The organism is Streptomyces sp. NPDC001056 (genome assembly GCF_053598955.1).
Genome location: NZ_JBSFLI010000016.1, coordinates 53,827 through 78,207, shown reverse-complemented (window position 1 = coordinate 78,207; position 24,381 = coordinate 53,827). Strand labels below are relative to the sequence as shown.

At 72.3% G+C, this 24,381-nt stretch carries 19 protein-coding genes and 1 other RNA gene; 4 read left to right on the top strand and 16 right to left on the bottom strand.

The annotated features are described in order from the left end of the window. Positions 1-157: 157 nt before the first annotated feature. On the top strand, positions 158-1,498 hold the full coding sequence (gene murA, locus ACWDD7_RS20145) for a UDP-N-acetylglucosamine 1-carboxyvinyltransferase (protein WP_351868135.1): 1,341 nt from the start codon (positions 158-160) through the stop codon (positions 1,496-1,498). 94 nt (positions 1,499-1,592) lie between these two features. Here murA and ACWDD7_RS20140 read toward each other — a convergent pair whose 3' ends face one another. The 12 genes from ACWDD7_RS20140 to ftsE all read right to left on the bottom strand — a co-directional run bounded on the left by ACWDD7_RS20140 (position 1,593) and on the right by ftsE (position 12,693). Then, a complete protein-coding gene (locus tag ACWDD7_RS20140) occupies positions 1,593-1,874 on the bottom strand; it encodes an HU family DNA-binding protein (protein ID WP_014673024.1) in 282 nt (93 codons plus the stop codon). 309 nt (positions 1,875-2,183) lie between these two features. After that, positions 2,184-3,599, bottom strand: a complete 1,416-nt coding sequence (locus tag ACWDD7_RS20135; protein WP_351868132.1) for an NAD-dependent malic enzyme — start codon at positions 3,597-3,599, stop codon at positions 2,184-2,186. A 366-nt stretch (positions 3,600-3,965) separates the two neighbouring features. Next, complete coding sequence (locus tag ACWDD7_RS20130) at positions 3,966-6,377, bottom strand: HelD family protein (protein WP_450458310.1); 2,412 nt, start codon at positions 6,375-6,377, stop codon at positions 3,966-3,968. Between the two features lie 128 nt (positions 6,378-6,505). Further along, positions 6,506-7,066, bottom strand: a complete 561-nt coding sequence (locus tag ACWDD7_RS20125) for a CGNR zinc finger domain-containing protein (RefSeq protein WP_351868128.1) — start codon at positions 7,064-7,066, stop codon at positions 6,506-6,508. A gap of 98 nt (positions 7,067-7,164) precedes the next feature. Further along, the gene (locus ACWDD7_RS20120) at positions 7,165-7,602 is read right to left on the bottom strand and encodes a nuclear transport factor 2 family protein (RefSeq protein WP_450458309.1); all 438 of its coding nucleotides are present in this window, start codon (positions 7,600-7,602) and stop codon (positions 7,165-7,167) included. After that, a complete protein-coding gene (locus tag ACWDD7_RS20115; RefSeq protein ID WP_351868123.1) occupies positions 7,599-8,168 on the bottom strand; it encodes a DinB family protein in 570 nt (189 codons plus the stop codon). The genes ACWDD7_RS20120 and ACWDD7_RS20115 overlap by 4 nt, the downstream gene beginning before the upstream one ends. 64 nt (positions 8,169-8,232) lie before the next feature. Further along, on the bottom strand, positions 8,233-8,649 hold the full coding sequence (locus ACWDD7_RS20110) for an ankyrin repeat domain-containing protein (protein WP_450458308.1): 417 nt from the start codon (positions 8,647-8,649) through the stop codon (positions 8,233-8,235). A gap of 101 nt (positions 8,650-8,750) precedes the next feature. Next, positions 8,751-9,119, bottom strand: a transfer-messenger RNA (tmRNA) gene (gene ssrA / locus ACWDD7_RS20105). Positions 9,120-9,211: 92 nt separating this feature from the next. Further along, positions 9,212-9,754, bottom strand: coding sequence for an SsrA-binding protein SmpB (gene smpB / locus ACWDD7_RS20100; RefSeq protein WP_351868233.1), 543 nt, complete (start codon positions 9,752-9,754; stop codon positions 9,212-9,214). Between the two features lie 57 nt (positions 9,755-9,811). Continuing rightward, the gene (locus ACWDD7_RS20095) at positions 9,812-10,975 is read right to left on the bottom strand and encodes a S41 family peptidase (RefSeq protein WP_450458307.1); all 1,164 of its coding nucleotides are present in this window, start codon (positions 10,973-10,975) and stop codon (positions 9,812-9,814) included. 67 nt (positions 10,976-11,042) lie between these two features. Beyond that, the gene (ftsX, locus tag ACWDD7_RS20090; protein ID WP_285562363.1) at positions 11,043-11,960 is read right to left on the bottom strand and encodes a permease-like cell division protein FtsX; all 918 of its coding nucleotides are present in this window, start codon (positions 11,958-11,960) and stop codon (positions 11,043-11,045) included. 43 nt (positions 11,961-12,003) lie between these two features. Continuing rightward, a complete protein-coding gene (ftsE, locus tag ACWDD7_RS20085) occupies positions 12,004-12,693 on the bottom strand; it encodes a cell division ATP-binding protein FtsE (RefSeq protein ID WP_070022695.1) in 690 nt (229 codons plus the stop codon). A 260-nt stretch (positions 12,694-12,953) separates the two neighbouring features. Here ftsE and ACWDD7_RS20080 point away from each other — a divergent pair, with 260 nt between their 5' ends. Then, complete coding sequence (locus ACWDD7_RS20080; RefSeq protein ID WP_046423215.1) at positions 12,954-13,145, top strand: hypothetical protein; 192 nt, start codon at positions 12,954-12,956, stop codon at positions 13,143-13,145. 123 nt (positions 13,146-13,268) lie between these two features. Here the strand turns inward: ACWDD7_RS20080 and ACWDD7_RS20075 are convergent, their stop codons facing one another. The 4 genes from ACWDD7_RS20075 to ACWDD7_RS20060 all read right to left on the bottom strand — a co-directional run bounded on the left by ACWDD7_RS20075 (position 13,269) and on the right by ACWDD7_RS20060 (position 19,051). Beyond that, positions 13,269-14,156: a hypothetical protein gene (locus ACWDD7_RS20075; protein ID WP_450458306.1), complete on the bottom strand. Its 888-nt coding sequence runs from the start codon at positions 14,154-14,156 to the stop codon at positions 13,269-13,271. A 305-nt stretch (positions 14,157-14,461) separates the two neighbouring features. Beyond that, positions 14,462-15,568: a peptide chain release factor 2 gene (prfB, locus tag ACWDD7_RS20070; RefSeq protein ID WP_351880385.1), complete on the bottom strand. Its 1,107-nt coding sequence runs from the start codon at positions 15,566-15,568 to the stop codon at positions 14,462-14,464. A 494-nt stretch (positions 15,569-16,062) separates the two neighbouring features. Beyond that, entirely contained in the window at positions 16,063-17,292 is a 1,230-nt protein-coding gene (locus tag ACWDD7_RS20065) for a serine/threonine-protein kinase (RefSeq protein WP_351880388.1), read from the bottom strand. A 112-nt stretch (positions 17,293-17,404) separates the two neighbouring features. Next, on the bottom strand, positions 17,405-19,051 hold the full coding sequence (locus tag ACWDD7_RS20060) for a protein kinase domain-containing protein (protein WP_450458304.1): 1,647 nt from the start codon (positions 19,049-19,051) through the stop codon (positions 17,405-17,407). Positions 19,052-19,423: 372 nt separating this feature from the next. On the opposite strand from ACWDD7_RS20060, the gene ACWDD7_RS20055 reads away from it, so the two are divergent. Beyond that, positions 19,424-22,816 (top strand): FHA domain-containing protein, encoded by a 3,393-nt coding sequence (locus ACWDD7_RS20055; protein ID WP_450458303.1) that lies wholly within the window; start codon positions 19,424-19,426, stop codon positions 22,814-22,816. 184 nt (positions 22,817-23,000) lie between these two features. Continuing rightward, positions 23,001-24,377: an ABC transporter substrate-binding protein gene (locus tag ACWDD7_RS20050; protein WP_351880754.1), complete on the top strand. Its 1,377-nt coding sequence runs from the start codon at positions 23,001-23,003 to the stop codon at positions 24,375-24,377. The last annotated feature ends 4 nt before the right edge of the window (positions 24,378-24,381 follow it).

Below are 24,381 nucleotides of genomic sequence, written 5' to 3'. Positions count from 1 at the left end.
CATGTGCCCGGTCGCAAACGGTTCGTGTTGTGACAGATCCATGACCCGACAGGGCGGTACGCGGACTTACGGACGGGGGGTGATCGGCGATTACCCTGTCCCACGGCCCGCCCGGTGATCGGCGGTCCCCTGCCCATCTGATCGGAACGCGAGATTGATGACCGTCAACGACGATGTCCTGCTTGTCCACGGCGGAAACCCGCTTGAGGGCGAGATCCGTGTCCGCGGTGCGAAGAACCTCGTGCCGAAGGCCATGGTCGCCGCGCTGCTCGGCAGCGCGCCGAGCCGGCTGCGCAACGTTCCGGACATCCGCGACGTGCGCGTCGTACGCGGGCTGCTCCAGCTGCACGGGGTGACGGTCCGTCCGGGCGAGGAGCCCGGCGAGCTGGTGCTGGACCCGACGCACGTCGAGAGCGCCAACGTGGCGGACATCGATGCCCACGCCGGCTCCAGCCGCATCCCGATCTTGTTCTGCGGTCCGCTGCTGCACCGGCTCGGGCACGCGTTCATCCCCGGCCTCGGCGGCTGCGACATCGGCGGCCGGCCCATCGACTTCCACTTCGACGTGCTGCGCCAGTTCGGCGCGACCATCGAGAAGCGCGCGGACGGGCAGTACCTGGAGGCGCCGAAGGGGCTGCGGGGCACGAAGATCCGGCTGCCGTACCCGTCGGTGGGCGCGACCGAGCAGGTGCTGCTGACGGCCGTGCTGGCCGAGGGCGTCACGGAGCTGTCCAACGCGGCGGTCGAGCCGGAGATCGAGGACCTCATCTGCGTGCTGCAGAAGATGGGCGCGATCATCGCGATGGACACCGACCGGACCATCCGCATCACCGGTGTGGACAAGCTGGGCGGCTACACCCACCGGGCCCTGTCGGACCGCCTGGAGGCCGCGTCCTGGGCCTCGGCGGCCCTCGCGACCAGCGGCAACATCTACGTCCGCGGTGCCCAGCAGCGCTCGATGATGACGTTCCTGAACACCTACCGCAAGGTCGGCGGCGCCTTCGAGATCGACGACGAGGGCATCCGCTTCTGGCACCCGGGCGGCCGGCTGAAGTCCATCGCGCTGGAGACGGACGTGCACCCCGGTTTCCAGACCGACTGGCAGCAGCCGCTGGTGGTGGCGCTCACCCAGGCCACGGGCCTGTCGATCATCCACGAGACGGTCTACGAGTCCCGGCTGGGCTTCACCTCGGCGCTCAACCAGATGGGCGCGCACATCCAGCTCTACCGCGAGTGCCTGGGCGGCTCCGACTGCCGCTTCGGCCAGCGCAACTTCCTGCACTCCGCGGTCGTCTCCGGACCGACCAAGCTCCAGGGCGCCGACCTGGTCATCCCCGACCTGCGGGGCGGCTTCTCGTACCTGATCGCGGCCCTCGCCGCCGAGGGCACCTCCCGGGTCCACGGCATCGACCTGATCAACCGCGGCTACGAGAACTTCATGGAGAAGCTCGTGGAACTGGGCGCCAAGGTCGAACTCCCGGGCAAGGCCCTCGCCTGACCTCCGAGCAAACAGCAAACAGGGCGGCCCCCCTCGATCGGAGGGGGGCCGCCCTTTCGGCGTCGTGAGGACGCGGAGCGCCTGCGCGGAGCGCTTACTTGCCCTTGGCCGCTTCCTTGAGCTTGGAGCCCGCGGTGACCTTCACGCTGAACCCGGCGGGGATGTTGATCGGCTCACCGGTCTGCGGGTTGCGCGCGGTACGAGCGGCACGGTGGGTGCGCTCGAAGGTCAGGAAGCCGGGGATGGTGACCTTCTCGTCGCCCTTGGCGACGATCTCGCCGACGGTCTCGGCGAACGCGGCCAGCACGGCGTCGGCGTCCTTGCGGGTCACCTCGGCGCGGTCGGCCAGCGCGGCCACCAGCTCACTGCGGTTCATGTTGTTACTCCCGTGTTTTCTTGCCGTTGGGGTGCGCCACGCGGCGGTTATGCCCGTGGCACTGCGATGCCGATGCGCTCGCGCCCAGGGACGCATCCTGCCCCTACCTGCGGCGGGAAAGCCAATCCGGCACCCGTAGGAGTCGTGAGAACACCCTGGGGAGTCACACGAAAAGCGCCTGATCGGCGTCACCCTAGAGGGCGCTCGGCACCAGGTGGTTCCACGACGCGCCGTCGCGGGGGGCCGCCGTGGCGATCCTCACAGCCACTGGCACCGTACGACACGCCGCGCTAAGTCCATCCGCCCTGGTCAGGCGGTTGCGGCGACCGCCCTGGCGGCCTCGCGGACCGCGCCGGCGACGGCGCCCGCGACCCTGTCGTTGAAGACGCTCGGAATGATGTAGTTCGGGTTCAGCTCGTCCTGGCCGACCACGTCGGCGAGGGCCTTCGCGGCAGCGAGCATCATCTCAGTGTTGACGGTACGGGACTGCGCGTCCAGCAGGCCGCGGAAGACACCCGGGAAGACCAGCACGTTGTTGATCTGGTTGGGGAAGTCCGAGCGGCCGGTGGCCACCACGGCCGCCGTCTGGCGGGCGATCGCCGGGTCCACCTCGGGGTCCGGGTTCGCGAGCGCGAACACGATCGCGCCGTCCGCCATGGCGGCCACGTCGTCGCCGTCCAGCACGTTCGGGGCCGAGACGCCGATGAAGACGTCGGCGCCGCGCACGGCCTCCTTCAGGGTGCCGGTGAGGCCCTCGGGGTTGGTGTTGTCGGCGATCCAGCGCAGCGGCGAGTCGGCCGGGGCGTCCACCAGGTCCTCGCGGCCCGCGTGCACCACGCCGTGGATGTCGGCGACGACGGCGTTCTTGACGCCCGCCGCGAGCAGCAGCTTGAGGATGGCCGTACCGGCCGCGCCGGCGCCGGACATGACGACCCGGATGTTCTCGATCGCCTTGTCCGTGACGCGCAGCGCGTTGGTCAGGGCGGCCAGCACGACGATGGCGGTGCCGTGCTGGTCGTCGTGGAAGACGGGGATGTCCAGGGCCTCGCGCAGCCGCGCCTCGATCTCGAAGCAGCGGGGTGCGGAGATGTCCTCCAGGTTGATGCCCGCGAAGCCGGGGGCGATCGCCTTGACGATCTCCACGATCGCGTCGGTGTCCTGGGTGTCCAGGCAGATCGGCCAGGCGTCGATGCCGGCGAAGCGCTTGAAGAGGGCCGCCTTGCCCTCCATGACGGGCAGTGCGGCCTTGGGGCCGATGTTGCCGAGGCCGAGCACCGCGGAGCCGTCCGTCACGACCGCAACGGAGTTGCGCTTGATGGTGAGACGGCGGGCGTCCTCGGGGTTCTCGGCGATCGCCATGCAGACGCGGGCCACACCCGGCGTGTAGATCATGGAGAGGTCGTCACGGTTGCGGATGGGGTGCTTGGACTGCATCTCGATCTTGCCGCCGAGGTGCATCAGGAACGTACGGTCGGAGACCTTGCCGAGGGTGACGCCCTCGATACCGCGCAGCTTCTCGACGATCTCCTCGGCGTGGGCCGTGGAGGTGGCCGCGATGGTGACGTCGATACGGAGCTTCTCGTGCCCGGACGCGGTGACGTCGAGGCCGGTCACCGAGCCTCCGGAGGACTCCACGGCGTTGGTGAGCTGCGAGACGGCGGTTCCGCTCGCGGGCACCTCCAGCCGGATGGTCATCGAGTAGGAGACGCTGGGCGCCGTTGCCATGGCCGACTTCCTCTGCTTTCACCGTGTCGCGAGTTGTGCCGTCCGATCGTCGCACCTACCGCTCGGTACGTGGTAGTCGCCCTCGGTTACGGACGTTTTGTTCACGCGCCATCCCCGGAGAGTGCGTGTTTTCGAAAAGTTACTTCCACCATACGAGAGTCGCTCGGCGCAAGAAAGAGGCCCACGTCACTTCCGTGACGTGGGCCTCCCACGTTGATGACACCGACCCGCCATGCTCGCCTCGCGGCAAGTGGTCCCTCGTAGGGACAAAGGTTGGGCCCGGGGGCTTGGATCGAGCCGGTGCCGTACCAAGGCTAACAAACGGATGCCGGGTGCCGTTCCCCGCGCGGCGGGTTCACCGAAAACTCAGTCGCGCAGCAGATCCGGCACCCCGGCCGCGTCCGGCTCGTCCCGCTCCCCCGAGACCACCGTGAGCTGCTGGGTCGCCCGGGTGAGCGCCACGTAGAGCACCCGCAGCCCGGCCGGGGACTCGTCGGCGATCTCCGCGGGCGAGACGACGACCGTCGCGTCGTACTCCAGGCCCTTGGCCTCCAGGCTGCCGAGCGCCACCACCCGGTCGCCGAGCCCGGCCAGCCAGCGTCTCGCCTCCTCGCGCCGGTTCATCGCGACGACCACGCCGACCGTGCCGTCCACCAGGTCGAGCAGCCGCTCCGCCTCGGCCCGCACCGCGGCCTGGAGGGACTCCTGTACGACGGTGAAGCGCGGCTCGACCCCGGTGGACCGTACGGCCCTCGGCGACTCGGCGCCGGGCATGGCGAGCGCGAGCACCTTGGCGGCCAGCTCGGCGATCTCGGCCGGGTTGCGGTAGTTCACGGTGAGCTGGAAGCGGCGCCGGGGGCGGCTGCCCAGGGCCTCGTCGCGGGCCTCGGCCGCCTCGTCCGGGTCGGACCAGGAGGACTGGGCCGGGTCCCCGACCACCGTCCAGGTGGCGTGCCGCCCGCGCCGGCCGACCATCCGCCACTGCATCGGCGTGAGGTCCTGCGCCTCGTCCACGATGACGTGCGCGTACTCGGTGCGCTCCTGCGCGAGGCGCTCGGCCCGCTCCCGCTGGCTCTCCTCGCGCACCGGCATCAGCTCCTCCAGGCCGGTGAGCTGGTCCAGCGGGTCGAGCTCCCGCTTCTTGCGCGGCCGCGCCGGGACGCCCAGGATCGCCTGGAGCTCGTCCAGCAGGGCGATGTCGTGCACCGTGTGGCCGTCCCGCTTCAGCGAACGGGCCACCTTGCGCACCTCGCCCGGGTTCAGGATGCGGCGCGCCCAGCGGCCGAGCCGCTTCTCGTCCGCCATGGCGGCGAGCACCCGCGCCGGGGTCAGCTCCGGCCACCACGCGTCCAGGAAGCCGATGAAGGCGTCCTCGCCGGTGACGTCCTCGTCGAAGGAGGACCGCAGCTCGGCGGCCAGCTCCGGGTCGGTGTGCCGGGACCCGGCGCCGGACTTCGCCCACAGGGCGTCCAGCAGCAGCTTGCGGGCGCGCGGGCGCAGCAGGTTGACCGGGGCGGTGCCGCCGAGGGCCGCACGGCGGATGCGCTCCAGCTCCTCGGCCTCCAGTTCGAGCCGGCGGCCGAAGGCGACGACGCGGAGCCGGGTGGCGTCGAAGGTCTGCCGGGGCGTGCCGTCCGCGTCGTCCGTGCCGTCCACGGCCTCCGTGCCGTCCACGGCGTCCAGGGCGTCCAGGGCGTCCACCGCGTGGCCCGGAGCGGCCGGACCCAGCTCCAGGGCGCCCCTGGCGGCCTTCCGCAGCACCTTCAGCATCCGGTACGAGCCCTTGGCGCGGGCCACCGACGGGGAGTCGTACAGCGTGGCCTGCGCGCCGTCGACCAGCGAGCCGATGGCGCGGATCGCGACCTGGCCCTCCTCGCCGAGCGAGGGCAGCACGCCCTCGGTGTAGGCGACGAGCAGCGGGGTCGGGGAGACGATGAGGATGCCCCCCGCGTACCGCCGCCGGTCCTGGTAGAGCAGGTAGGCGGCGCGGTGCAGCGCGACGGCGGTCTTCCCGGTCCCCGGCCCGCCCTCCACGTACGTGATCGAGGCGGCGGGGGCCCGGATGACGAGGTCCTGCTCGGCCTGGATGGAGGAGACGATGTCCCGCATGGTGTGGCTGCGGGCCTGGCCGAGGGCGGCCATCAGGGCACCGTCGCCGATGACGGGCAGTTCCTCGCCGTCGAGGTAGGCGGTGAGCGCGGGCCGCATCAGGTCGTCCTCGACGCCGAGCACCCGGCGCCCCTTGGACCGGATGACACGCCGTCGTACCACCCGTCCGGGCTCCACGGGGGTGGCCCGGTAGAAGGGGGCGGCGGCGGGCGCGCGCCAGTCGATGACGAGCGGCGCGTACTCCGCGTCCAGGACGCCGATGCGTCCGATGTGCAGGGTCTCGGCGATGTCGGCGGTGTTGTCCTCGCGCACGGCGCCCTCGGCGGGCTCCACCGCCGTGTAGGCGCCGTCGGGCCCCTTCTTGCCGTCCTTGCCGAGCAACAGGTCGATCCGTCCGAACAGGAAGTCCTCGAACTCGTTGTTGAGCCGGTTCAGGTGGATACCGGCGCGGAAAACCTGGGCATCCCGCTCGGCGAGCGCGCCGGGAGTGCCGACCTGGCCGCGCTGGGCCGCGTCGTTCATCAGGAACTCGGCCTCGTGGATCTTCTCCTCAAGCCGCCGGTACACCCGGTCCAGGTGTGCCTGTTCGACGCTGATCTCTCGGTCACGGACGGAATCCTGTGCGTCGTGTACCGAGCCGACCGCGGATTGCTGAACCTGAGCGGCCACCGGGCCCCCTTCTGACGTGCTGGGCAGCCGTCAACCGTACGCGAAGGGAGGCGGGGGAGGCTACGGGAGGCGGGCGCTTTACCGAACAGCGTTCGCCCGGGGCGCTCGGGAAGGGCCGGGCGCGGTGCTCACGCGCGGGTGAGCGCCGCCCGCCGTCGGTGCCGGGCCACGCGCTCCCGGTTGCCGCACGCCTCGCTGGAACACCAGCGCCGCCGGCGCCCCCGGGAGGTGTCGAGGTAGAGGAGGGGACAGTTGTCCCCCTCGCATTCCCGCAGGGCCGCCCGCGCGACGGGATCGGTGAGCAGTTCCACGGCGTCCCGGGCGAGCAGCGCGAGCAGGGCGGCGGGGCCGGGCGGCGCGGCCAGCTCCCGCACGAGACGTCCGTCGTCGTGTCGTACGGCACGGGGCGCGGGCGGCGTCCCCAGGGCCACCTCGTTGACCCGCCCGAGCGCCCTCCCGTACGCCACGGACTCCCCGCCGTGCCGCACCAGCCGGCCTACGCAGTCCCGCACCTCCCGGAACTGGACGACCCAGGACTCGTCGGCATGCGCGAGCCCCGTACCGGCCGGCACCAGTCCGGCCTCCTCGATCCAGGCGCGCAACGCCCCGACGGAGTCGAGCCGTTCACCGGGATGGCTGGTCGCCAGCAGGTCCAGACAGACCCGTCCGGCATCGAACCGCAGCGCCATATGCCTGTCACCGCCTAGGCAAACGGGGAGTGTGCAGACCGCCTCCTCCCACAGTGCCCGCCCGAACGGGTCCCCGGAACCCCTCGCACCGGGGCCGGTCACGAAGCCGGGGCGCCGAGTCCCTTCAAGGGCACCCGCCGCGCCGACACCCTCCGATGACAGATCCGCCAACCCTCGGGTGTCCGCACCACGGTGTCGTCGTAGGAAACGGACCCGCAGGACCCGTCCGCCATGACGCCCAGCCCCTTGGACCGGACCCGCACCCGACCGTCGGCCGACTCGCCCACGACGACGTTGGTCACATGGTGCGCGACGGGGTTGCCCGCGCCCAGCGCGAGGGCGGCCTCCCGAACGGCTGCCACACCGAGCAGCCGCCCGCCCCCGAGGTCGCTCACGTCATAGACGACGTCCGGCGTGAACAGCTCCTCCAGCCGGCCGAGCTCCCCGTCGTCGACCAGATGCCCGTGCATCGACACCAGGTCGGTGATGTCCAGCCGCTCCTCGACGGAGACCGCCGCGCCGCCCCGGGCGCTCACTGCCCCACCCTGCCGTCGACGCACTCGCGCAGCAGATCGGCGTGTCCGCAGTGCCGGGCGTACTCCTCGATCCGGTGCACCAGCAGTTCCCGGACCGAGATCCCGTCCTTGCCCAGCCGCTCCCCCAGATCCGGGTGCGCGGCCAGCGCGGCGTCGGTCGCGGCCTGCTCACGCGCGAGATCGGCATACGCGGCCTCGACCTGCGCCTGCTCCCCGACGGCGTGCTCGAAATCCGCGTCCCGCTCGCCGTACAGCTTCGGCAACGGCTCCCCCTCCCCGATCCAGTTCCGCCAGCCCCGCTCCACCTCGGCGAGGTGCCGCACCAGCCCGAGCAACGACATCGTCGACGGCGGCACCGACCTCCGCGCCAGCTGCTCCGCGTCCAGCCCCTCGCACTTCATCCGCAGGGTCATGCGGTAGCCGGCCAGGTACTCCCGCAACGTCGCCGACTCCCCCTCCGCCCGGACCCCCGCGCTCTCGCGCGGATCGTCGTCCGGGTCAACCCACATGTCGGCGTAGACGGTTGCCTTGGTCCATCGCTCGGGTCGGTCAGTCATGCGGCTCATACTCGACCGCGACTTCTCAAGATCGCCATCGACTTTCACGAGCCGCCGGTGCCGGCGAACCGGTTCACACCGCTCCCGCGGCGGTCAGGCGTTCGGCCGTCTCGGCATGGGGGCCGGCGAGGGCCCATTCGAGGGGGGTGCGGCCCGTGCCGTGGTCCTCGCGGAGGTTCGGGTCGGCACCGTGGGCCAACAGCGCGCGCACCGTCCCGGCGTGACCCCAGCACGCCGCCGCGCACAACGGTGTTCCCTCGGCTCCGGGGCCGGCGCTCTCGGTGTCGGGGCGGGCCCCGGCCGCCAGGAGGAGCAGGGCGATCTCGGTCTGGCCGTTGACGGATGCCGTGTACAGGGGGGTGGTGCCCTCGCGGTCGGCCCGTTCCGGGTCGGCCCCGGACCTCAGGGCCGCTGCCACGTGGGATGCGTCGCCCACCAGGATCGCCTCGAACAGGCGTCGGGAGAGTTTCTTGCGTCGCCGCTGGTTCACGGGGGGCAACGGTAGCGGCCTGACGCCCGGTGCACATGGCGAAGGCCCCGCCGCTCCAAGCGACGGGGCCTTCGCCCACATGGGGTTACCCCCGGAGGGGTTCGTGGAGATGGCGGGAATCGAACCCGCGTCCAACGGTGCGGAATCAGGGCTTCTCCGTGTGCAGTTCGCTGTGATTTTCTCAGCCCCGGCGATCACGCGAACAAGTCGCCGACGGGCTCAGTCACTGTTTGATTTCCCTCTTCACCCCGTGACCGGGATCAAGGTTTAGTTCCCTAGCTGATGCCAGGATCCGGGTCGGGAACAGCCCCGGGCTGACACTTCGCAAGTCGCTACTTAGGCAGCGAGGGCGAAGGAATCGCGCTTGGTGTTGGCGATTATTTTTTTCGGCCTGTGGTTTACGAGATCATGGCCGCTTCCTCGACACGCTTCCCCTGCTTCGACAGCCGCTGTCGAAACCGATCATCCCCATGTTGTTTTTTCAAGGTGCGCACCGGGCTCTCGTCCGATGCTGCTGCCATCGTACGGGAACAACGCGGCTCCGTGCCAGCGTATTCCCGGGCTACACGGCGCGCTGCCTCCGCTTCGCCGCCGCGATGGCGCGGTCCGACTCGCGTCGGTCCTGCTTCTCCCGCAGGGTCTGCCGCTTGTCGTACTCCTTCTTGCCCCGGGCGAGCGCGATCTCGGCCTTCGCGCGGCCGTCCCGGAAGTACAGGGCGAGCGGCACGATGGTGTGACCCGTCTCCTGGGCCTTGGACTCCAGCTTGTCGATCTCCTCGCGGTGCAGCAGCAGCTTGCGCTTGCGGCGCGCGGAGTGGTTGGTCCAGCTGCCCTGGTGGTACTCGGGGATGTGGGCGTTGTGCAGCCACGCCTCGCCCCGGTCGATCTGGACGAAGCCGTCGGTCAGCGAGGTCCGGCCCTCGCGCAGCGACTTGACCTCGGTGCCGGTGAGCACGAGCCCGGCCTCGTAGGTGTCGATGATCGCGTAGTCGTGCCGGGCCTTCTTGTTCTGGGCGACGATCTTGCGCTTGCCGCCCTTCTCGCCGTCCCTGGCCTTGCCCGCCCCGCCGCCCTGCTTGGGCTGGGACTCCTTGGGTACGTACATTCCCTTGCTCATAGTGCCGTCCATTTTCGCACTACGCGGGGGGCTCGCGGCCAGCCTTTAATCGGGATCGCCCAGGCCGGAGAGAACGGCCTCGGCGCGGGGCAGGACGCCGTCCCCCGCCTCCAGGTCGGGGGTGATACCCCGGCCGTCGACGGCGTGACCGCAGGGGGTGCGGTAGTGGCCGACGGTCAGCTCGGCCACCGAGCCGTCGGGGAGTTTCGTCGGCATCTGGATGGAGCCCTTGCCGAAGGTGCGTGACCCGATCACGACCGCGCGGCCCCGGTCCTGGAGGGCGCCGGTGAGCAGCTCGGCCGCGCTCATGGTGCCGCCGTCGACCAGGACGACCAGGGGACGGGCGGTGTCCCCGCCGGGCGTGGCGTGCAGGGCCCGCTGGGCGCCGTCGACGTCGTACGTGGCGACCAGGCCGCCGTCGAGGAGGGCGGAGGCGGTGGCCACGGCCTCGGTGACCAGGCCGCCGGAGTTGCCGCGCAGGTCCAGGACGACGCCGCCGGCCGGTGCCGCCCGCAGGGCCTCCCGGACCCGGGTGCCGGTGCCCCTGGTGAAGGAGGCGATCCTGATCAGGGTGGCGCGGCCGGACAGCCGGCGCGCGGTCACGGAGTCGGTGGTCAGCGTGGCCCGGCGCAGGGTCTCGGTCCAGGCGCGGGCGCCGCGCTGGAGGCCGAGCGTGACGGTCGTACCGGCGGGCGCGTCGTCGGCGTCGCCGCGCAGCCGGGAGACCACCTCGGTGACCGGCAGACCGTCGGCGCGCGCGCCGTCGACGCTGCGCAGCCGGTCGCCGGTGCGGACGCCGGCCGCGGCGGCGGGCGAGCCGGGCTGGACCCCGGTGACCTCGATGCGGCCGTCCTGTTGGCGGGCCGCCGAGAGGCCGACGCCGGTGTAGCGGCCGTCGAGGGCGTCCTGGAACTCCTGGTACTCGCCCTCGGAGTAGACGGCGCCCCAGCGGTCGCCGCTGCGGCTGACGGCCCGTTCGGCGGCCTCCATCGGGGACGTGCCGTCGGCCATGGCACGGGCGGCGGCCTCCCGCACGTCCTCGTCGCGTGGCGCGCCCACGGGAACGGTGGTGCCACGGCGTACCGGGTGGTCGGCGTCCGGGAAGGCCCCGGTGAGGGCCCCGGCGACGAGAACTCCGGCGAAGACCAAGGTCAGCGCGGCCCCTTGGCGGGCTCGGTGAGGCGGACAGAGCGGGTTCCGGCCGGACATGGCGGTGAGTCTAGGACAACGGGCCCCTCGTCACGGCCCGTTGTCTCCGCCACCGCCTTGGTTTGCGTCACACCTTCAGGTACTTGCGCAACGCGAAGAACGCGGCCAGGGACGGCATCAGCACGCTGGTCGCGAGGATCAGCGGCAGCTTGGTCAGCACCGAGTCCCAGCCCACGAAGTTGATCAGCGTGAGCTTGTGGGACAGGTCCATGCCATGGTCGATGGTGAAGTACCGGCCGACCACCAGGAAGACGCAGGCGAGGCCGCCGCCGATGAGACCGGCGACCGCGGCCTCGGCGATGAACGGCGCCTGGATGTAGAAGCCGGAGGCGCCGACCAGGCGCATGATCCCGGTCTCACGCCGGCGGCTGAACGCCGACACGCGCACGGTGTTGACGATCAGCAGCAGCGCCACGAACAGCATGAGCGCCATCACGCCGAGCGCGCCCCGGTTCATCAGGTTGAGCAGCTGGAAGAGGTTGTCCAGGATGCCCTTCTGGTCCTGCACCGACTGCACGCCGTCACGCCCGTTGAACGCGGTCGCGACCACCTGGTACTTCTGCGGGTCCTTGAGCTTGATCCGGTACGACTCCTGCATCTGGTCCGGCGTGAGCGAGCCGGCCAGCGGGGAGTTTCCGAACTGCTGCTTGTAGTGCTTGTACGCCTCGTCCTGCGACTCGTACGACACCTTCTCGACGATCGGCATCTTGTGCAGGTCGGAGAGGATCTGCTTCTTCTGGTCCTCGGTGACCGCGCCCTTGGCGCAGTGCACGTCCTGTTCGGCGTCGTGCTTGTTGCACAGGAAGATCGAGACGTTGACCTTGTCGTACCAGTAGCCCTTCATGGTGCTCACCTGGTCGCTCATCAGCAGGGAGCCGCCGAAGAGGGCCAGGGACAGGGCGACGGAGACGATGACCGCGAAGGTCATCGTGAGATTGCGGCGGAGACCGACACCGATCTCCGACAGGACGAACTGGGGGCGCATGGCGTCGGGTTGTGCCTTTCCGTGGACGGACTGGGGCGGCGGGTCAGTGCTGGTAGCCGTAGACGCCGCGGGTCTGGTCGCGGACGAGGCGGCCCTTCTCCAGCTCGATGACGCGCTTGCGCATCTGGTCCACGATGTTCTGGTCGTGCGTCGCCATGATGACGGTGGTGCCCGTCCGGTTGATCCGGTCGAGCAGCTTCATGATGCCGACGGAGGTCTGCGGGTCGAGGTTGCCGGTGGGCTCGTCGGCGATCAGCAGCTTGGGACGGTTGACGAACGCGCGCGCGATGGCGACGCGCTGCTGCTCACCGCCGGACAGCTCGCCGGGCATCCGGTCCTCCTTGCCACCGAGGCCGACGAGGTCGAGCACCTGGGGCACGGACTTGCGGATCTCGCCGCGGGACTTGCCGATCACCTCCTGCGCGAAGGCCACGTTCTCCGCGACCGTCTTGTTGGGCAGCAGGCGGAAGTCCTGGAAGACGGTTCCCAGCTGGCGGCGCATCTGCGGCACCTTCCAGTTGGAGAGACGGGCGAGGTCCTTGCCCAGCACGTGCACCTGGCCGTGGCTGCACCGCTCCTCGCGGAGGATCAGCCGCAGGAAGGTGGACTTTCCGGAGCCGGAGGACCCCACGAGGAAGACGAACTCGCCCTTTTCCACTTCCAGGGAGACATCCCTGAGTGCGGGACGGGTCTGCTTGGGGTAGACCTTGGAGACATTGTCGAATCGGATCACGGATGCACCACGGGTCGCCGGGGGTAGATGAGCGTGACCATACGCGAACCGGGTGCGCAAGCGCAGGCGCAGGCTGAGGTTGGGCAAGACTTGTACGCTTTTGCACCGGTCGCCTGCGCGGGCGCGGCGGCGACCGTTCCGGGCGCCGCGGCACGGGCCCCGCGCACGGTCAGGTGGATACTGGCACAGTGGGAGGGGAACGTTCGCGTTCCTGTGAGCGTTGTACGAAGTGATACGGCCGGTGCGAGGAGGGCGAGCGCATGACGTACGACCGGTTGGTGTGCGCGAACTGCGCGGCGCCCGTGAGCGAGGGCCGGTGTCCGGTGTGCCGTGCCAACCGCGAGCGGCTTCAGCAAGAGGGCTTCCTCGGCGGGATCAACCCGATGGCGCTGATCGCGCTGCTGGCGGTGCTGATCGCCGCGGTGGCGCTGCTGGCGCACCAGACCGCCTGACCGTGGGAGCCGAGCCGTAGGAAGAGGCCGGGAGAGGCCCCAGAAACCCGTGAGGGCCCGGAGCGGAAGCTCCGGGCCCTCGTGCGTACACCGGGTACGCGGGCGCTTACCGTGCGGCCACGGTCAGGCGGCCGCGCCGCCCCGGCCCGCCAGGCGCGGCAGGATCCGGAAGCCGATACCGCCGGCGATCATCGTCGCGGCGCCGACGAGCAGGAACGTGGTCTGCCCGGCACCGGTCTCGGCGAGCTGCTTGCCACCGGTCTGCGCCTTCGGGTTGTCCGAACCGGTGTCGGTGAGGGCCGAGGAGCCCTCCTCCTGCGACACGTTGTCGTTGCCGCCGCCCTGGGGGCTGTCGCCACCGGTGCCGGAGCCGCCGCCGGTGCCACCACCGTGGTGGGAGCCGCCGCCGGTGCCGTTGCCGCCGGAGTTGCCCTGGCCGCCGGAGTTGCCCTGGCCGCCGGAGTTGCCGTTGCCACCGGAGTTGCCGTTGCCGCCGGTCGTGGACGGGTCGCCACCCGTGGTGGAGGGGTCACCGCCGGTCGTGGACGGGTCCCCACCAGTCGTGGAGGGGTCGCCGCCGGTCGTGGACGGGTCGCCGCCGGTCGTGGACGGGTCCCCACCCGTGGTGGAGGGGTCACCGCCGGTCGTGGACGGGTCCCCACCGGTCGTGGAGGGGTCACCGCCGGTCGTGGACGGGTCCCCACCCGTGGTGGACGGGTCACCGCCGGTCGTGGACGGGTCCCCACCGGTCGTGGAGGGGTCACCGCCGGTCGTGGACGGGTCCCCACCGGTCGTGGAGGGGTCACCGCCCGTGGTGGACGGGTCACCGCCGTCCCCGTTGCAGACACCCACCGGGTCGCACGGGTCGGCCTTCACACCCAGGCTGAGCGGGCCCGCCTGGACGTTGAGGTCCAGGGCGGAGGCCGCGCCGGCTGCGGTCAGTGACGCACCGGCCGCGATCACGGCGCCCGCGGCTATCCGCGCGACCCGGATCCGCGTCTTCTTCGTCATATGGTTGCTACCCCCAGTAGCTGTTCGTCAATGAGGCGGCGCGGTGGGGCTGGCCGTGATCGACGGAGGCAGCTGACGAAGCCCGAATCAACGTCGAGCGATTCGGTACCCCCGGTTCACATGCGCCCCAGATACACGCATGCCACGCTCACCCTTCCGATTTTTCAAAGCAACGTCAAGAGCGTTTTGGTCGCCTTGTCCGAACGGGAGGGTTTTCAGGGGGTTTGGAGCGTGTGATTGAGATGTAAAACCCGGACAAAAACTCAACTGCCGCCCAGCTGGCGGCAGTTGTCATGTCGACAAAGTTACTTCTCCTGCTGCTTGCGCCAGCGAATGCCGGCCTCCAGGAAGCCGTCGATCTCGCCGTTGAACACGGCCTCGGGGTTGCCGACCTCGCAGTCGGTGCGCAGGTCCTTGACCATCTGGTACGGGTGCAGCACATACGAACGCATCTGGTTGCCCCAGGAGTTGCCGCCGTCGCCCTTGAGGGCGTCCATCTTGGCCTGCTCCTCCTGGCGGCGGCGCTCCAGCAGCTTGGCCTGGAGGACGTTCATCGCGGTGGCGCGGTTCTGGATCTGCGACCGCTCGTTCTGGCAGGAGACCACGATGCCGGTGGGGAGGTGGGTGATGCGGACCGCGGAGTCGGTCGTGTTGACACCCTGGCCGCCGGGGCCGGAGGAACGGTAGACGTCGATGCGCAGCTCGGACTCGTCGATCTCGACGTGGTCGGACTGCTCGACCACGGGCAGCACCTCGACACCGGCGAAGGACGTCTGGCGGCGGCCCTGGTTGTCGAAGGGCGAGATGCGCACCAGGCGGTGGGTGCCCTGCTCCACGGAGAGGGTGCCGTAGGCGTACGGCGCCCGCACGGCGAAGGTGGTCGACTTGATGCCGGCCTCTTCGGCGTACGACGTCTCGATCAGCTCGGTCTTGTAGCCGCGCTGCTCGGCCCAGCGCAGGTACATGCGCTGGAGCTTCTCGGCGAAGTCGGCCGCGTCGACGCCGCCGGCCTCGGCGCGGATGTTGACCAGCGCCTCACGGGAGTCGTACTCGCCGGACAGGAGGGTACGGACCTCCATCTCGTCCAGCGCCTTGCGCACGGCGGCCAGCTCGGACTCGGCCTCGGCGCGGGTGTCCGGGTCGTCCTCCTCCTCGGCCATCTCGAAGAGGACCGCGAGGTCGTCGATGCGGCCGCGCAGCGCTTCCGCCTTCCTGACCTCGGCCTGGAGGTGGGAGAGCTTGCTGGTGATCTTCTGCGCCTCGTCCGGGTTGTCCCACAGGGACGGGGCCGCCGCCTGCTCCTCAAGCGCGGCGATATCTGCCCTCATCGTGTCGAGGTCCAGGACGGCCTCGATCGACTCCATGGTCGAGGAGAGGGACTTCAGCTCTTCGGATACATCGACGACTGCCACGGTTCAAGCGTAACGGCAATGGCAAGCGACATCCGCCGCGCTGCTCCCGCGGGCCCTTGCCCGCCCGCCCCGGGCTGGGCGGGCGCGCTTCTCGGGTGGGCGAGGGGAGGGGACAGGAGGGGACAGGAGGGGACAGGGAGGGGACAGGGAGGGAAGGGGGAGGGGAGGGAGGGGACGGGGGTTGCTCGGCCGGCTGGAAGGAGGCGGGCCGCACGAGCCCCGGCCGCGGAGGGGCCGGGCACGGCGAGGGCGGAGTGGCATACCTCTCAGTCAAGAGACGAATCGGTCATGCCGGGCCCGGGACCTCCCGGCCTACCGAGACGGGCCGGTGGGAGGGAAGGGCGGGGCAGGGCACGCCGGGGCACGCCGCAGGAGGCGATGCGGTCACGCCGCGGGGCCGGGACCTCCCTGCCGACCGAGACGGGCCGGCGGGCGGGAGAGGAGAGGGGTCACAGTGCGCCGGGCCCCTGGAAAGGGACGACGAGGTCCATCCCTCACGGCGCCGACGTCGTGGACCCCGGCCGCGGCGACTCGTCCGCACCGTCCGACGTCGCCCACCACGCGCCGACCGACACCAGCGCCGCCACGGCCACCCCCGCCACGCCCAGCGTGATGCGCCGTCGCCGTACCGCCGCTCGGTGCTTCGCCGAGCCCGGCCGGGGCGCGCCCGCAGGACGCGGCGCGCGAGCCGTCCCGTGGGCGCCGCCGGCCAGTTCGTCCGGTGCCGGTACCCGCATCGAGGTGTGCGTGTCCCGGTTGGAGTCGGGCCGGGCGCCCTGGACGAGCGAGACCGCCCCCCGTCGTCGTACCGGCTCACCCCCCGCGGGAGCCGTCGGCGCCGGTTCCTCCTCGGCCGCCTCCTCCGAGAGGTCCGGCTCGTCCACGTCCAGCGGCGGCAGCCCGGCCAGTGTCGGCAACTGCTCCCGCAGCCGCGCGGCCAGCTCCGACGCCCGCAACCGGGACGCGGGCGCCTTGGCGAGGCACTGCACGATCAGCTGCCACAGCTCCTCGGGGATACCGGGCAGCGGGACCACGGTCTCGGTGACATGGCGGCGCAGCACCGCGCCCGGATGCCCGCCGCCGAACGGGGTGAAGCCCGCCAGCAGCTCGTACAGCACCGTGGCCAGCGCGTAGATGTCCACGGAGGCCCGCGGGGGCAGCCCCTCGACGATCTCGGGGGCGAGGTAGTCCGGCGTACCGATGATCTTCGTGGCCCGCGTCCGCCGCGGCGCGTCGATCAGCTTGGCCACGCCGAAGTCGGTCAGCAGCGCCGGGTGCGCCCCGCCGGGGCCGAGCGGGCCCTGCATGTCGAGGAGCACGTTCTCCGGTTTCACGTCCCGGTGCACGACCCCGGCCGCGTGCGCCGCGGCCAGCGCGTCCGCGACGTCCGCGACGATCGCCACCGCCGCCTCGGGCGCCAGCCTGCGCTCCCGCTCCAGGCGGGTGCGCAGGTCCGTGCCGCGCACCAGGTCCATCACCAGGGCCAGGTCATTGCCGTCGACCACCAGGTCGCGCACGGTGACGATGTGCGGGTGCTCCAGCCCGAGCAGCGCCGTGCGCTCCTGGACGAAGCGCCCGACCAGCTCCTGGTCCGAGGCGAGGTCCTCCCGCAGCAGCTTGATCGCGACGGGCCCCTCGGGTCCCTCGCCCAGCCACACCGTGCCGGCGCTGCCCCGCCCCAGGATCTGGTTCGCGGTGTACCGGCTGCCGATCTTCCGTGCCAAGACTGCTCCTACAGACGCGTGTTGCCGATAAAACTACGCGTCCGGCGAGCCAACCTTCACCGCGGCGACGGAAATCACCCGCCAGATGTCGACAAATCCCCTACCTTGCGGGTCAGTTGCCGCCGCCCAGGTTCTTCACCCAGCCGCTCACCTGGCCCGCCCAGTGGGTCACCTCGTGCCAGTAACCGCGGCCCTGGCCGATCCAGGTGTGCAGCGGCGTCAGCTCCCAGATGAGCCAGCTCGCCACCACCAGGATGACGATGGTGAACAGGCAGCCCTTCAGACAGCCGAGCCCGGGGATCTTCATCGGGTTGGCGCTGCGCTGCCGCGGTGCCCGGGGCTCCCGCGCGGGCCGCTGCGGCTCCTGGGGCCGCTGGGGCTGCTGCGGCGGGGCGTACTGCTGGGGCTGGTGCTGCTGCGGCTGCTGGGGCGCATAGCCGTAGCCCTGCTGCCGTCCGCGCGGCTGCGGTGCCGGCCGCGGCTGGTGCTGCGGGCGCGCGACCTGCCGCTGGGGCCGGTGGTGCAGCGGGTCGTCCTCCGGGGAGAGGTACTGCACCTGCGTCTGCTCGTTGCGGTCCCGGGCGGCCCGCAGCTGGTTCTGCCAGGGGTGCGGCTGGTCGGGTCCCGGTCCCTGCGGTCCGGTACTCGGCAGCACGGTCGTCGGGTCGGCCGCCCCGGTGTGCGGCAGTACGGCGGTGGGGTCCGCGGCACCGGCGGGCCCGGCCGTGTGCGGCAGGACGCTGGTGGCGCCGTTCGGGTCGTACGACCCCTGCGGCGCGTTCGCCGGCAGCACCTGTGTGGGGTCCGCGGCGCCGACGGGGCCCTGCTCGCCGGGCACCGGGGCCGGGGCCGGGTCGGGGGCGAGCAGCGCGCCGACGCCCTCGGCCGCCGTGATCTGGGCGGCGTTCGCGTGCACCCCGATGCCCTGGGCGACGACCCGCAGGCCGCGCGCGAGGTTCTCGGCGCCGGGCCGCTCCAGGGGGTTCTTGCGCAGGCAGCGCTCGATGACCGTCCACAGCGGGTCCGGTACGGTGGAGGGTCGGCGCGGGTCGGCGCTGAGGTGCTGGTGCAGCACTTCCAGCGAGGTGGCACCGGAGAACGGCGGACGGCCGGTGACCAGCTCGTACAGCAGGATGCCGGCGCCGTAGACGTCCACGGCGGAGGTCTGCGGGCGGCCCTCGGCGGACTCCGGCGCGACGTACGCGGGTGTGCCCACGAACTCCTGGGTGCGGGTCAGGCCCGGGGAGTCGGCGAGGCGGGCGATGCCGAAGTCGGTCAGCATCGGGTGCATCTCGCCGTCCTGCTGCCTCAGCAGCACGTTGGCGGGCTTCAGGTCGCGGTGGACGACGCCGTCGGCGTGACTGGCGGCGAGCGCGTCGGCGATCTGCGCGGTCAGCAGGGCGGCGGCCACCGGCGTCAGGGGGCCGTTCTCGCGCAGGTAGCGGTGCAGGTCGGGGCCTTCGACCAGGTCCATGACCAGCGCCAGCAGCTCGCCCTCCACGACCAGGTCGCGGACCCGGACGATGTTCGGGTGGGTGAGCCGGAGCAGGACGGAGCGCTCGCGCAGGAAGCGCATCACGATGTCCGGGTCGCCGGCCAGCTCCTCCTTCAGGACCTTGATCGCGACCGTTTCGCCCGGCTGGCCGGGTACGGCCGCCTCCTCGCCCGCGGCCTCGCGCTGGCGGGCACGCCAGACGGTGCCTGTGGCGCCGCGTCCCAGCGGCTCCTCAAGCAGGTACTTGCTGCCGACTGGCCGCACGTCACGCGCTCCCTGCTGCTTGCTGATGCTTGCTGCCTGCATTCCGGATGTTCCGACCCACTGTAGTGCCGCCCGGTGGGGCACCACATAAGCGTTCCCGAGCAGGTTCGAAGGAAAGACGCGCGTCTTCGGCTCGTGGTTGCCGGAAGTCGCCACAGAGGGGACGTGACCGATCTCAACTGATCGTCGGCGTGGTCCATGTCAGGCATTTTTGGGGGCAGAGCCGACCAATCAAGATCACTTCGCACCGGGCGGCGGGCACGGCGTCGGCGTCAGGTGCGAGGATGCTTCCCGTACTGGCCGACGTGCTCGTGTGGGGTGGGGGGTAGTCCGCGCCCGCGCAGACCCGCGCAGAAGGGACCGCTGACGCCGATGCAGATCCGGCTGACCGTCGTAGACCCGCTGGGCCCGCCCCCGCAGCGGGGTGCGAGCCGCGACGTGCTGGTCACGGCGCCCGCGGGCACCGACCTCGCCGCGGTCGCGTCCGCGCTGGCCGGAGCGGTCGCCGGGGAGGGCGCGGGGCGCGACACCGGGGGCGCGTCGGTCGTGCTGTACTCCGGTGCCGAGCGGCTCGATCCGCGCCGCGCCGTTCTCGGCGAGCCGCCGCTGGTCGACGGCGCCGTACTGTCCCTGGGCGCCCCCGCGGCCGCCGAGCCGCATCCCGAACCGGACGACGCGCCCACGCAGTTGCACGTGGTGGCGGGGCCGGACGCGGGCGGGGTGCATCTGCTGCACGGCGGCCGGATCACGGTCGGTCGCTCCGCGGACGCGGACGTGCCGCTGGACGACCCCGATGTGTCGCGCCTGCACTGCGCGGTGACGGTGGCCGCGGACGGGCGGGTGTCCGTCGCGGACCTCGGTTCCACGAACGGCACGACGCTGGACGGCACCCGGATCGGGGAGCACCCGGTGCGGGTCCCCGCCGGGGGCCTGCTGCGGATCGGGGAGTCGGCGCTGCGGGTCGCTCCCGGCGGGCCGCGGGTACGGGTGCCGGTGGTCGCGGACGGAGAGGGGTGTGTCCGGGTCGGATCCGCCGGGACCGCGGGGGCGGCCGGGTTCCCGCCCGCACCGGACGCTTCGCCGGGCGAAGTCCACGGAGCGGTCCCGGCGTCCGCCGGTCACGACGGCCCGGGGCCCGAGGCGGCCGGTGCCGGGGGGACCGGACACGCTTACGGCGCCGCCTCCTGGGGAACCGCCGAGGCCGGGGCTCCCCGCAGCGCCGGGGAACTCGCCGTGCAGGGCGGGGACACGCACGCGGGGCGGTTCGGGGTCGGCGGCGGGGCGCAGAGCGTTCGACGGCGGGGACTCGGGGCCTGGGCCCGGCGGTTGGCCGGTGGGCGCGAGGAGCAGCCGCGGGGCGGCGCCAAGCCGTACGGCGACGGGACCGCGGCCGGCGGCGCCCCGGACGCCGGTGTCCCCCGGCGGCCGGACACCTGGCCGGACCCCGCCGCGCTGCTGCTGACGGCGCTCGGCCCCGGCCCCCGCCTGTGGGAGCGGGGTCCCGGACACCCGGAGGCGCTGACCGTGCGGCTCGGCACCGCCGACCGGAGCACGCCGGACGGCTCGGGCCTGCTGCCCGCCGTGCCGGTGACCGCCGCGCTGCGGGAGGCGGGCGCGCTGGGCCTCGCCGGTCCCCGGCCCCGGCTGTCCGGCCTGACCCGCGCGGTGCTGGCCCAGCTGGCCGCGCTCCACTCCCCCGACCTGCTGGAGATCGTGCTCATCAGCGCCGACGGCTCCCGTCCGGTCGAGGAGCGCACGGCCGAGTGGTCCTGGCTGGGCTGGCTCCCGCACGTCCGCCCGAACCACGGCCAGGACTGCCGCCTCCTGCTCGCCTACGACCGCGAGCAGGCCGCCGCCCGCGTGGAGGAACTGCTGCGCCGGGTGGACGACTCCTCGGCGCGCGACAAGGGGGCCGCGCACCCCCACCCGGTCCCGCCGCAGGGCACGGCGGCCTCCCGGACACGCCCGCACGCGGTGCCGCACGACACCCCGCTGATCCCCCACCAGGCCCAGGCCGCGGGCGTCCCCGGCGCCCCGCGGACGCGGGGCCCGGGCGGCGAGTCCGGGCCCGGCCGCCCCGCGCCCACCGCCCCCCTCGGCGCCCCGGCCCACGGCCCCCTGTCGCCCGCTTTCGGCACGCCGGCACAGAGCGCCGCCCCGGGGTCCGGCCCCGCCCCGCGCCGACCCTCCTGGGCCAAGGACGAAGCCGACCTCGGCGGCACCGGCTTCCCCGGCCCCTACACGGTCGTCGTGGTCGACGGCGACCCCGGCGGAACCGGTCTGCACGAGGCCCTGGCCCGTCTGGCCGTGACGGGCCCCCGGGCCGGAGTGCACGTGGTGTGCCTGGCCGAGGTGCCCGCGTCCTCGGCCGCGTCCCCCGTGGCCCGGACCTACGACGCGGCGTGCGCCGTGGCCCCCACCCTGCGGCACTGCGGCGCCGTGGCCCTGCTCGGCGGGGACGTGGCCGGCACGCTCCAGTTGATGCGGGTCGCGCCGGGCGGGCCCGTGGAGCCCGGTGTGGCCGCCGCCGTGGACGCGGTGTCCCCGGCGTGGGCGGAGCGGTTCGCGCGGGCGCTGGCGCCGCTGCGGCCGGACGGCCCGGCCGGCGCGGGGCACGCGCGGGTGGCGACTCCGTTGCCCCCGTCGGCGCGGCTGCTGGACGAGCTGGGGCTCGCCCGCGCCACCCCGGCCTCGCTGATGGCCCGTTGGGCGGACGCGGCGGACGACCCGGAGGCGCTGGGCGGCCGGGCCCGCGCGGTGCTCGGCGCCGGCCCGCACGGCCCGGTCACCGCGGACCTGGTGGCCGACGGCCCGCATCTGCTGGTCGAGGGGCCGGCCGGCAGCGGTCGTACCGAACTGCTTCGGGCCCTCGTGGCCTCGCTGGCCGCCGCGGAACGCCCGGACCGGCTCGGCATGGTGCTCATCGACGGCCGGGACGGCGTCGGCACGGGAGGCGGGCGCAACGAGGGCCTGCGGGTCTGCGTGGAGATACCCCACGTGACGACGCACCTGATCGCCAACGATCCCGTCCGGATGCGGGAGTTCGCGCAGTCGCTCAGCGCCGAACTGAAGCGGCGCGCGGAGCTGCTGGGCCGCACCGACTTCGCGCAGTGGCACGCGGCGCGGACGGCCTCCGGCCGTGTTGTCGCGCAGCGCACCCCGGCCGGCGCGGGGGACGTCGAGGCGCCGCCCAGCTCCACGCTGCGCCTCCGCCCCGGCGCTGCGGCACGTCAACGCGCCGAGGCCGTACCGCCGTTGCCCCGGCTCGTGGTGGTCGTCGACGATCTGGACGCGCTGGTCTCCCCCGCGCTCGGCGCCCCGGGCAGGCCCGCCGCGGGCTCGGTGATGCGGGCGCTGGAGGCGGTGGCCCGGGAGGGCGAGCGGCTGGGCGTGCACCTGGTGGCGGCTACCGGCGCGGACGGCCGTACGGCGCAGAGCGAACCGGCCCGCCGGGCCACCCTCCGCATCACCCTGGCGGCCCCCCAGCCGGGCCCCGACGAACCGGGGCCCGGCCGGGGCGAGTTGGCGCACCCGGACGCCCCCTCCCTGGAGTTCCAGGCGGGCCGCGTCACCGGCCGCATCCCCCGCACCGCGACCCAGCGCCCCACGGTCGTGCCCCTGGACTGGCACCGCATGGGCGACCCCCCGACCCGCCGCCCCGTCCGCGAACTCGGCAACGGCCCCACCGACCTCGCCCTCCTGGCCAGCGCCGTGGAACGCGCCGCCCGCCAGGTCGCGGCAGCTCAGGTGCCGTCCCTGCTGTAGGAGAGGGAAAAGCCCCAACACGCCCCGGGGAACGGCGCATACACCCCCGGTCACGACCCGGTCACGATCACCCCGCCCCGCACGCAGGCGCTCTTGCCCCGCCTCCGCGACCCGGCGTACACCGGACCGCACGGACAGTGTTCTGACGTTCAACGGTGAAAGACGAACGACGAACGGGGAAGTGATGCGCAGCAGGAGCAGCACCATCCGGACCGGCAGGGCCGTCGGCGCGGTCGCCGCGTTGCTCGCGGGGGGCCTTGTCCTCGGCGCGTGTTCCGGAGGGGGTGGTGACGACAAGAAGGACAAGGGGAGTTCGCCCTCCGCAGGCGCCTCCGTCTCGCTGCCGAGGCTGGACGGCGCGAACCTGGAGATCGCCGCCGTGTGGACCGGGCAGGAGCAGACGAACTTCAAGAAGGTGCTGGCGGAGTTCGAGAAGCGCACCGGCGCGAAGGTCACCTTCGTGCCCGCGCAGGACCCGATCATCAACTTCCTCGGTTCGAAGATCGCGGGGGGGCAGCCGCCGGACGTGGCGATGCTGCCGCAGCCCGGTGCCATCAAGCAGGCCGTGGACAAGGGGTGGGCCAAGCCGGTCGGGCCGGACGCGCTCAAGGAAGTGCGGAAGAACTACTCGCAGGGCTGGCAGGACATCGGGAAGGTCGACGGCAAGCAGTACGGCGTCTATTACAAGGCCGCCAACAAGTCGTTGGTCTGGTACAACGCCAAGGTCTTCGAGAACGCGGGGGCCAAGGAGCCCGCGACCTGGAAGGACCTGCTGACCACCGCCCAGGCCGTCTACGACTCGGGGGTCACGCCGTTCTCCGTGCCGGGCGCGGACGGATGGCCGCTGACGGACTGGTTCGAGAACGTCTACCTGTCCCAGGCGGGGCCCGAGAAGTACGACCAGCTCGCCCAGCACAAGATCAAGTGGACCGATCCCTCGGTGAAGCAGGCGCTCCGGACGCTGGCGCAGATCTGGGGCAAGAAGGACTACCTGGCCGGCGGGCAGAACGGCGCGCTCCAGACGGAGTTCCCGAACTCGGTCACCCAGACCTTCACCGGCGGCGACCAGCCGAAGGCCGCGATGGTGTACGAGGGCGACTTCGTGCAGGTCAACATCGGCGAGACCAAGGCGAAGGTGGGCACGGACGCGAAGGTGTTCCCGTTCCCGGCGGTCGGCTCGACCGCGCCCGTGGTCTCCGGCGGTGACGCGGCGGTCGTCCTGAAGGACTCCAAGGCGGCGCAGGCCCTGGTGGCCTTCCTCGCCTCCCCGGACGCGGCCACCATCCAGGCGAAGCTCGGCGGCTACCTCTCGCCGAACAGGAACGTGCCCGTCTCGGCGTATCCGAACAGCGTCCAGCAGAAGATCGCCAAGGCGCTGATCGCGTCCGGCGACGACTTCCGCTTCGACATGTCCGACCAGGCCCCGCAGGCCTTCGGCGGCACCCCGGGCAAGGGCGAGTGGAAGGACCTCCAGGACTTCCTGAAGAACCCGAGCGATGTCGCGGGCGCCCAGGCCGCGCTGGAGAAGGACGCGGCGGCCGCGTACGGAAGCGGGAGCTGAGCCG

Bases quoted from the DNA above. Each gene is read 5' to 3' on its own strand.
- ACWDD7_RS20050 (WP_351880754.1), top strand. From the start codon at position 23,001: ATGCGCAGCAGGAGCAGCACCATCCGGACCGGCAGGGCCGTCGGCGCG.
- smpB (WP_351868233.1), bottom strand. From the start codon at position 9,754: ATGTACGTACCCAAGGAGTCCCAGCCCAAGCAGGGCGGCGGGGCGGGC.
- ACWDD7_RS20115 (WP_351868123.1), bottom strand. From the start codon at position 8,168: ATGAGCCGCATGACTGACCGACCCGAGCGATGGACCAAGGCAACCGTC.
- ACWDD7_RS20075 (WP_450458306.1), bottom strand. From the start codon at position 14,156: ATGACGAAGAAGACGCGGATCCGGGTCGCGCGGATAGCCGCGGGCGCC.
- ACWDD7_RS20095 (WP_450458307.1), bottom strand. From the start codon at position 10,975: ATGTCCGGCCGGAACCCGCTCTGTCCGCCTCACCGAGCCCGCCAAGGG.
- ftsX (WP_285562363.1), bottom strand. From the start codon at position 11,960: ATGCGCCCCCAGTTCGTCCTGTCGGAGATCGGTGTCGGTCTCCGCCGC.
- ACWDD7_RS20125 (WP_351868128.1), bottom strand. From the start codon at position 7,066: ATGGCGCTGCGGTTCGATGCCGGACGGGTCTGTCTGGACCTGCTGGCG.
- ACWDD7_RS20055 (WP_450458303.1), top strand. From the start codon at position 19,424: ATGCAGATCCGGCTGACCGTCGTAGACCCGCTGGGCCCGCCCCCGCAG.
- ACWDD7_RS20080 (WP_046423215.1), top strand. From the start codon at position 12,954: ATGACGTACGACCGGTTGGTGTGCGCGAACTGCGCGGCGCCCGTGAGC.
- murA (WP_351868135.1), top strand. From the start codon at position 158: ATGACCGTCAACGACGATGTCCTGCTTGTCCACGGCGGAAACCCGCTT.
- ACWDD7_RS20135 (WP_351868132.1), bottom strand. From the start codon at position 3,599: ATGGCAACGGCGCCCAGCGTCTCCTACTCGATGACCATCCGGCTGGAG.
- ACWDD7_RS20140 (WP_014673024.1), bottom strand. From the start codon at position 1,874: ATGAACCGCAGTGAGCTGGTGGCCGCGCTGGCCGACCGCGCCGAGGTG.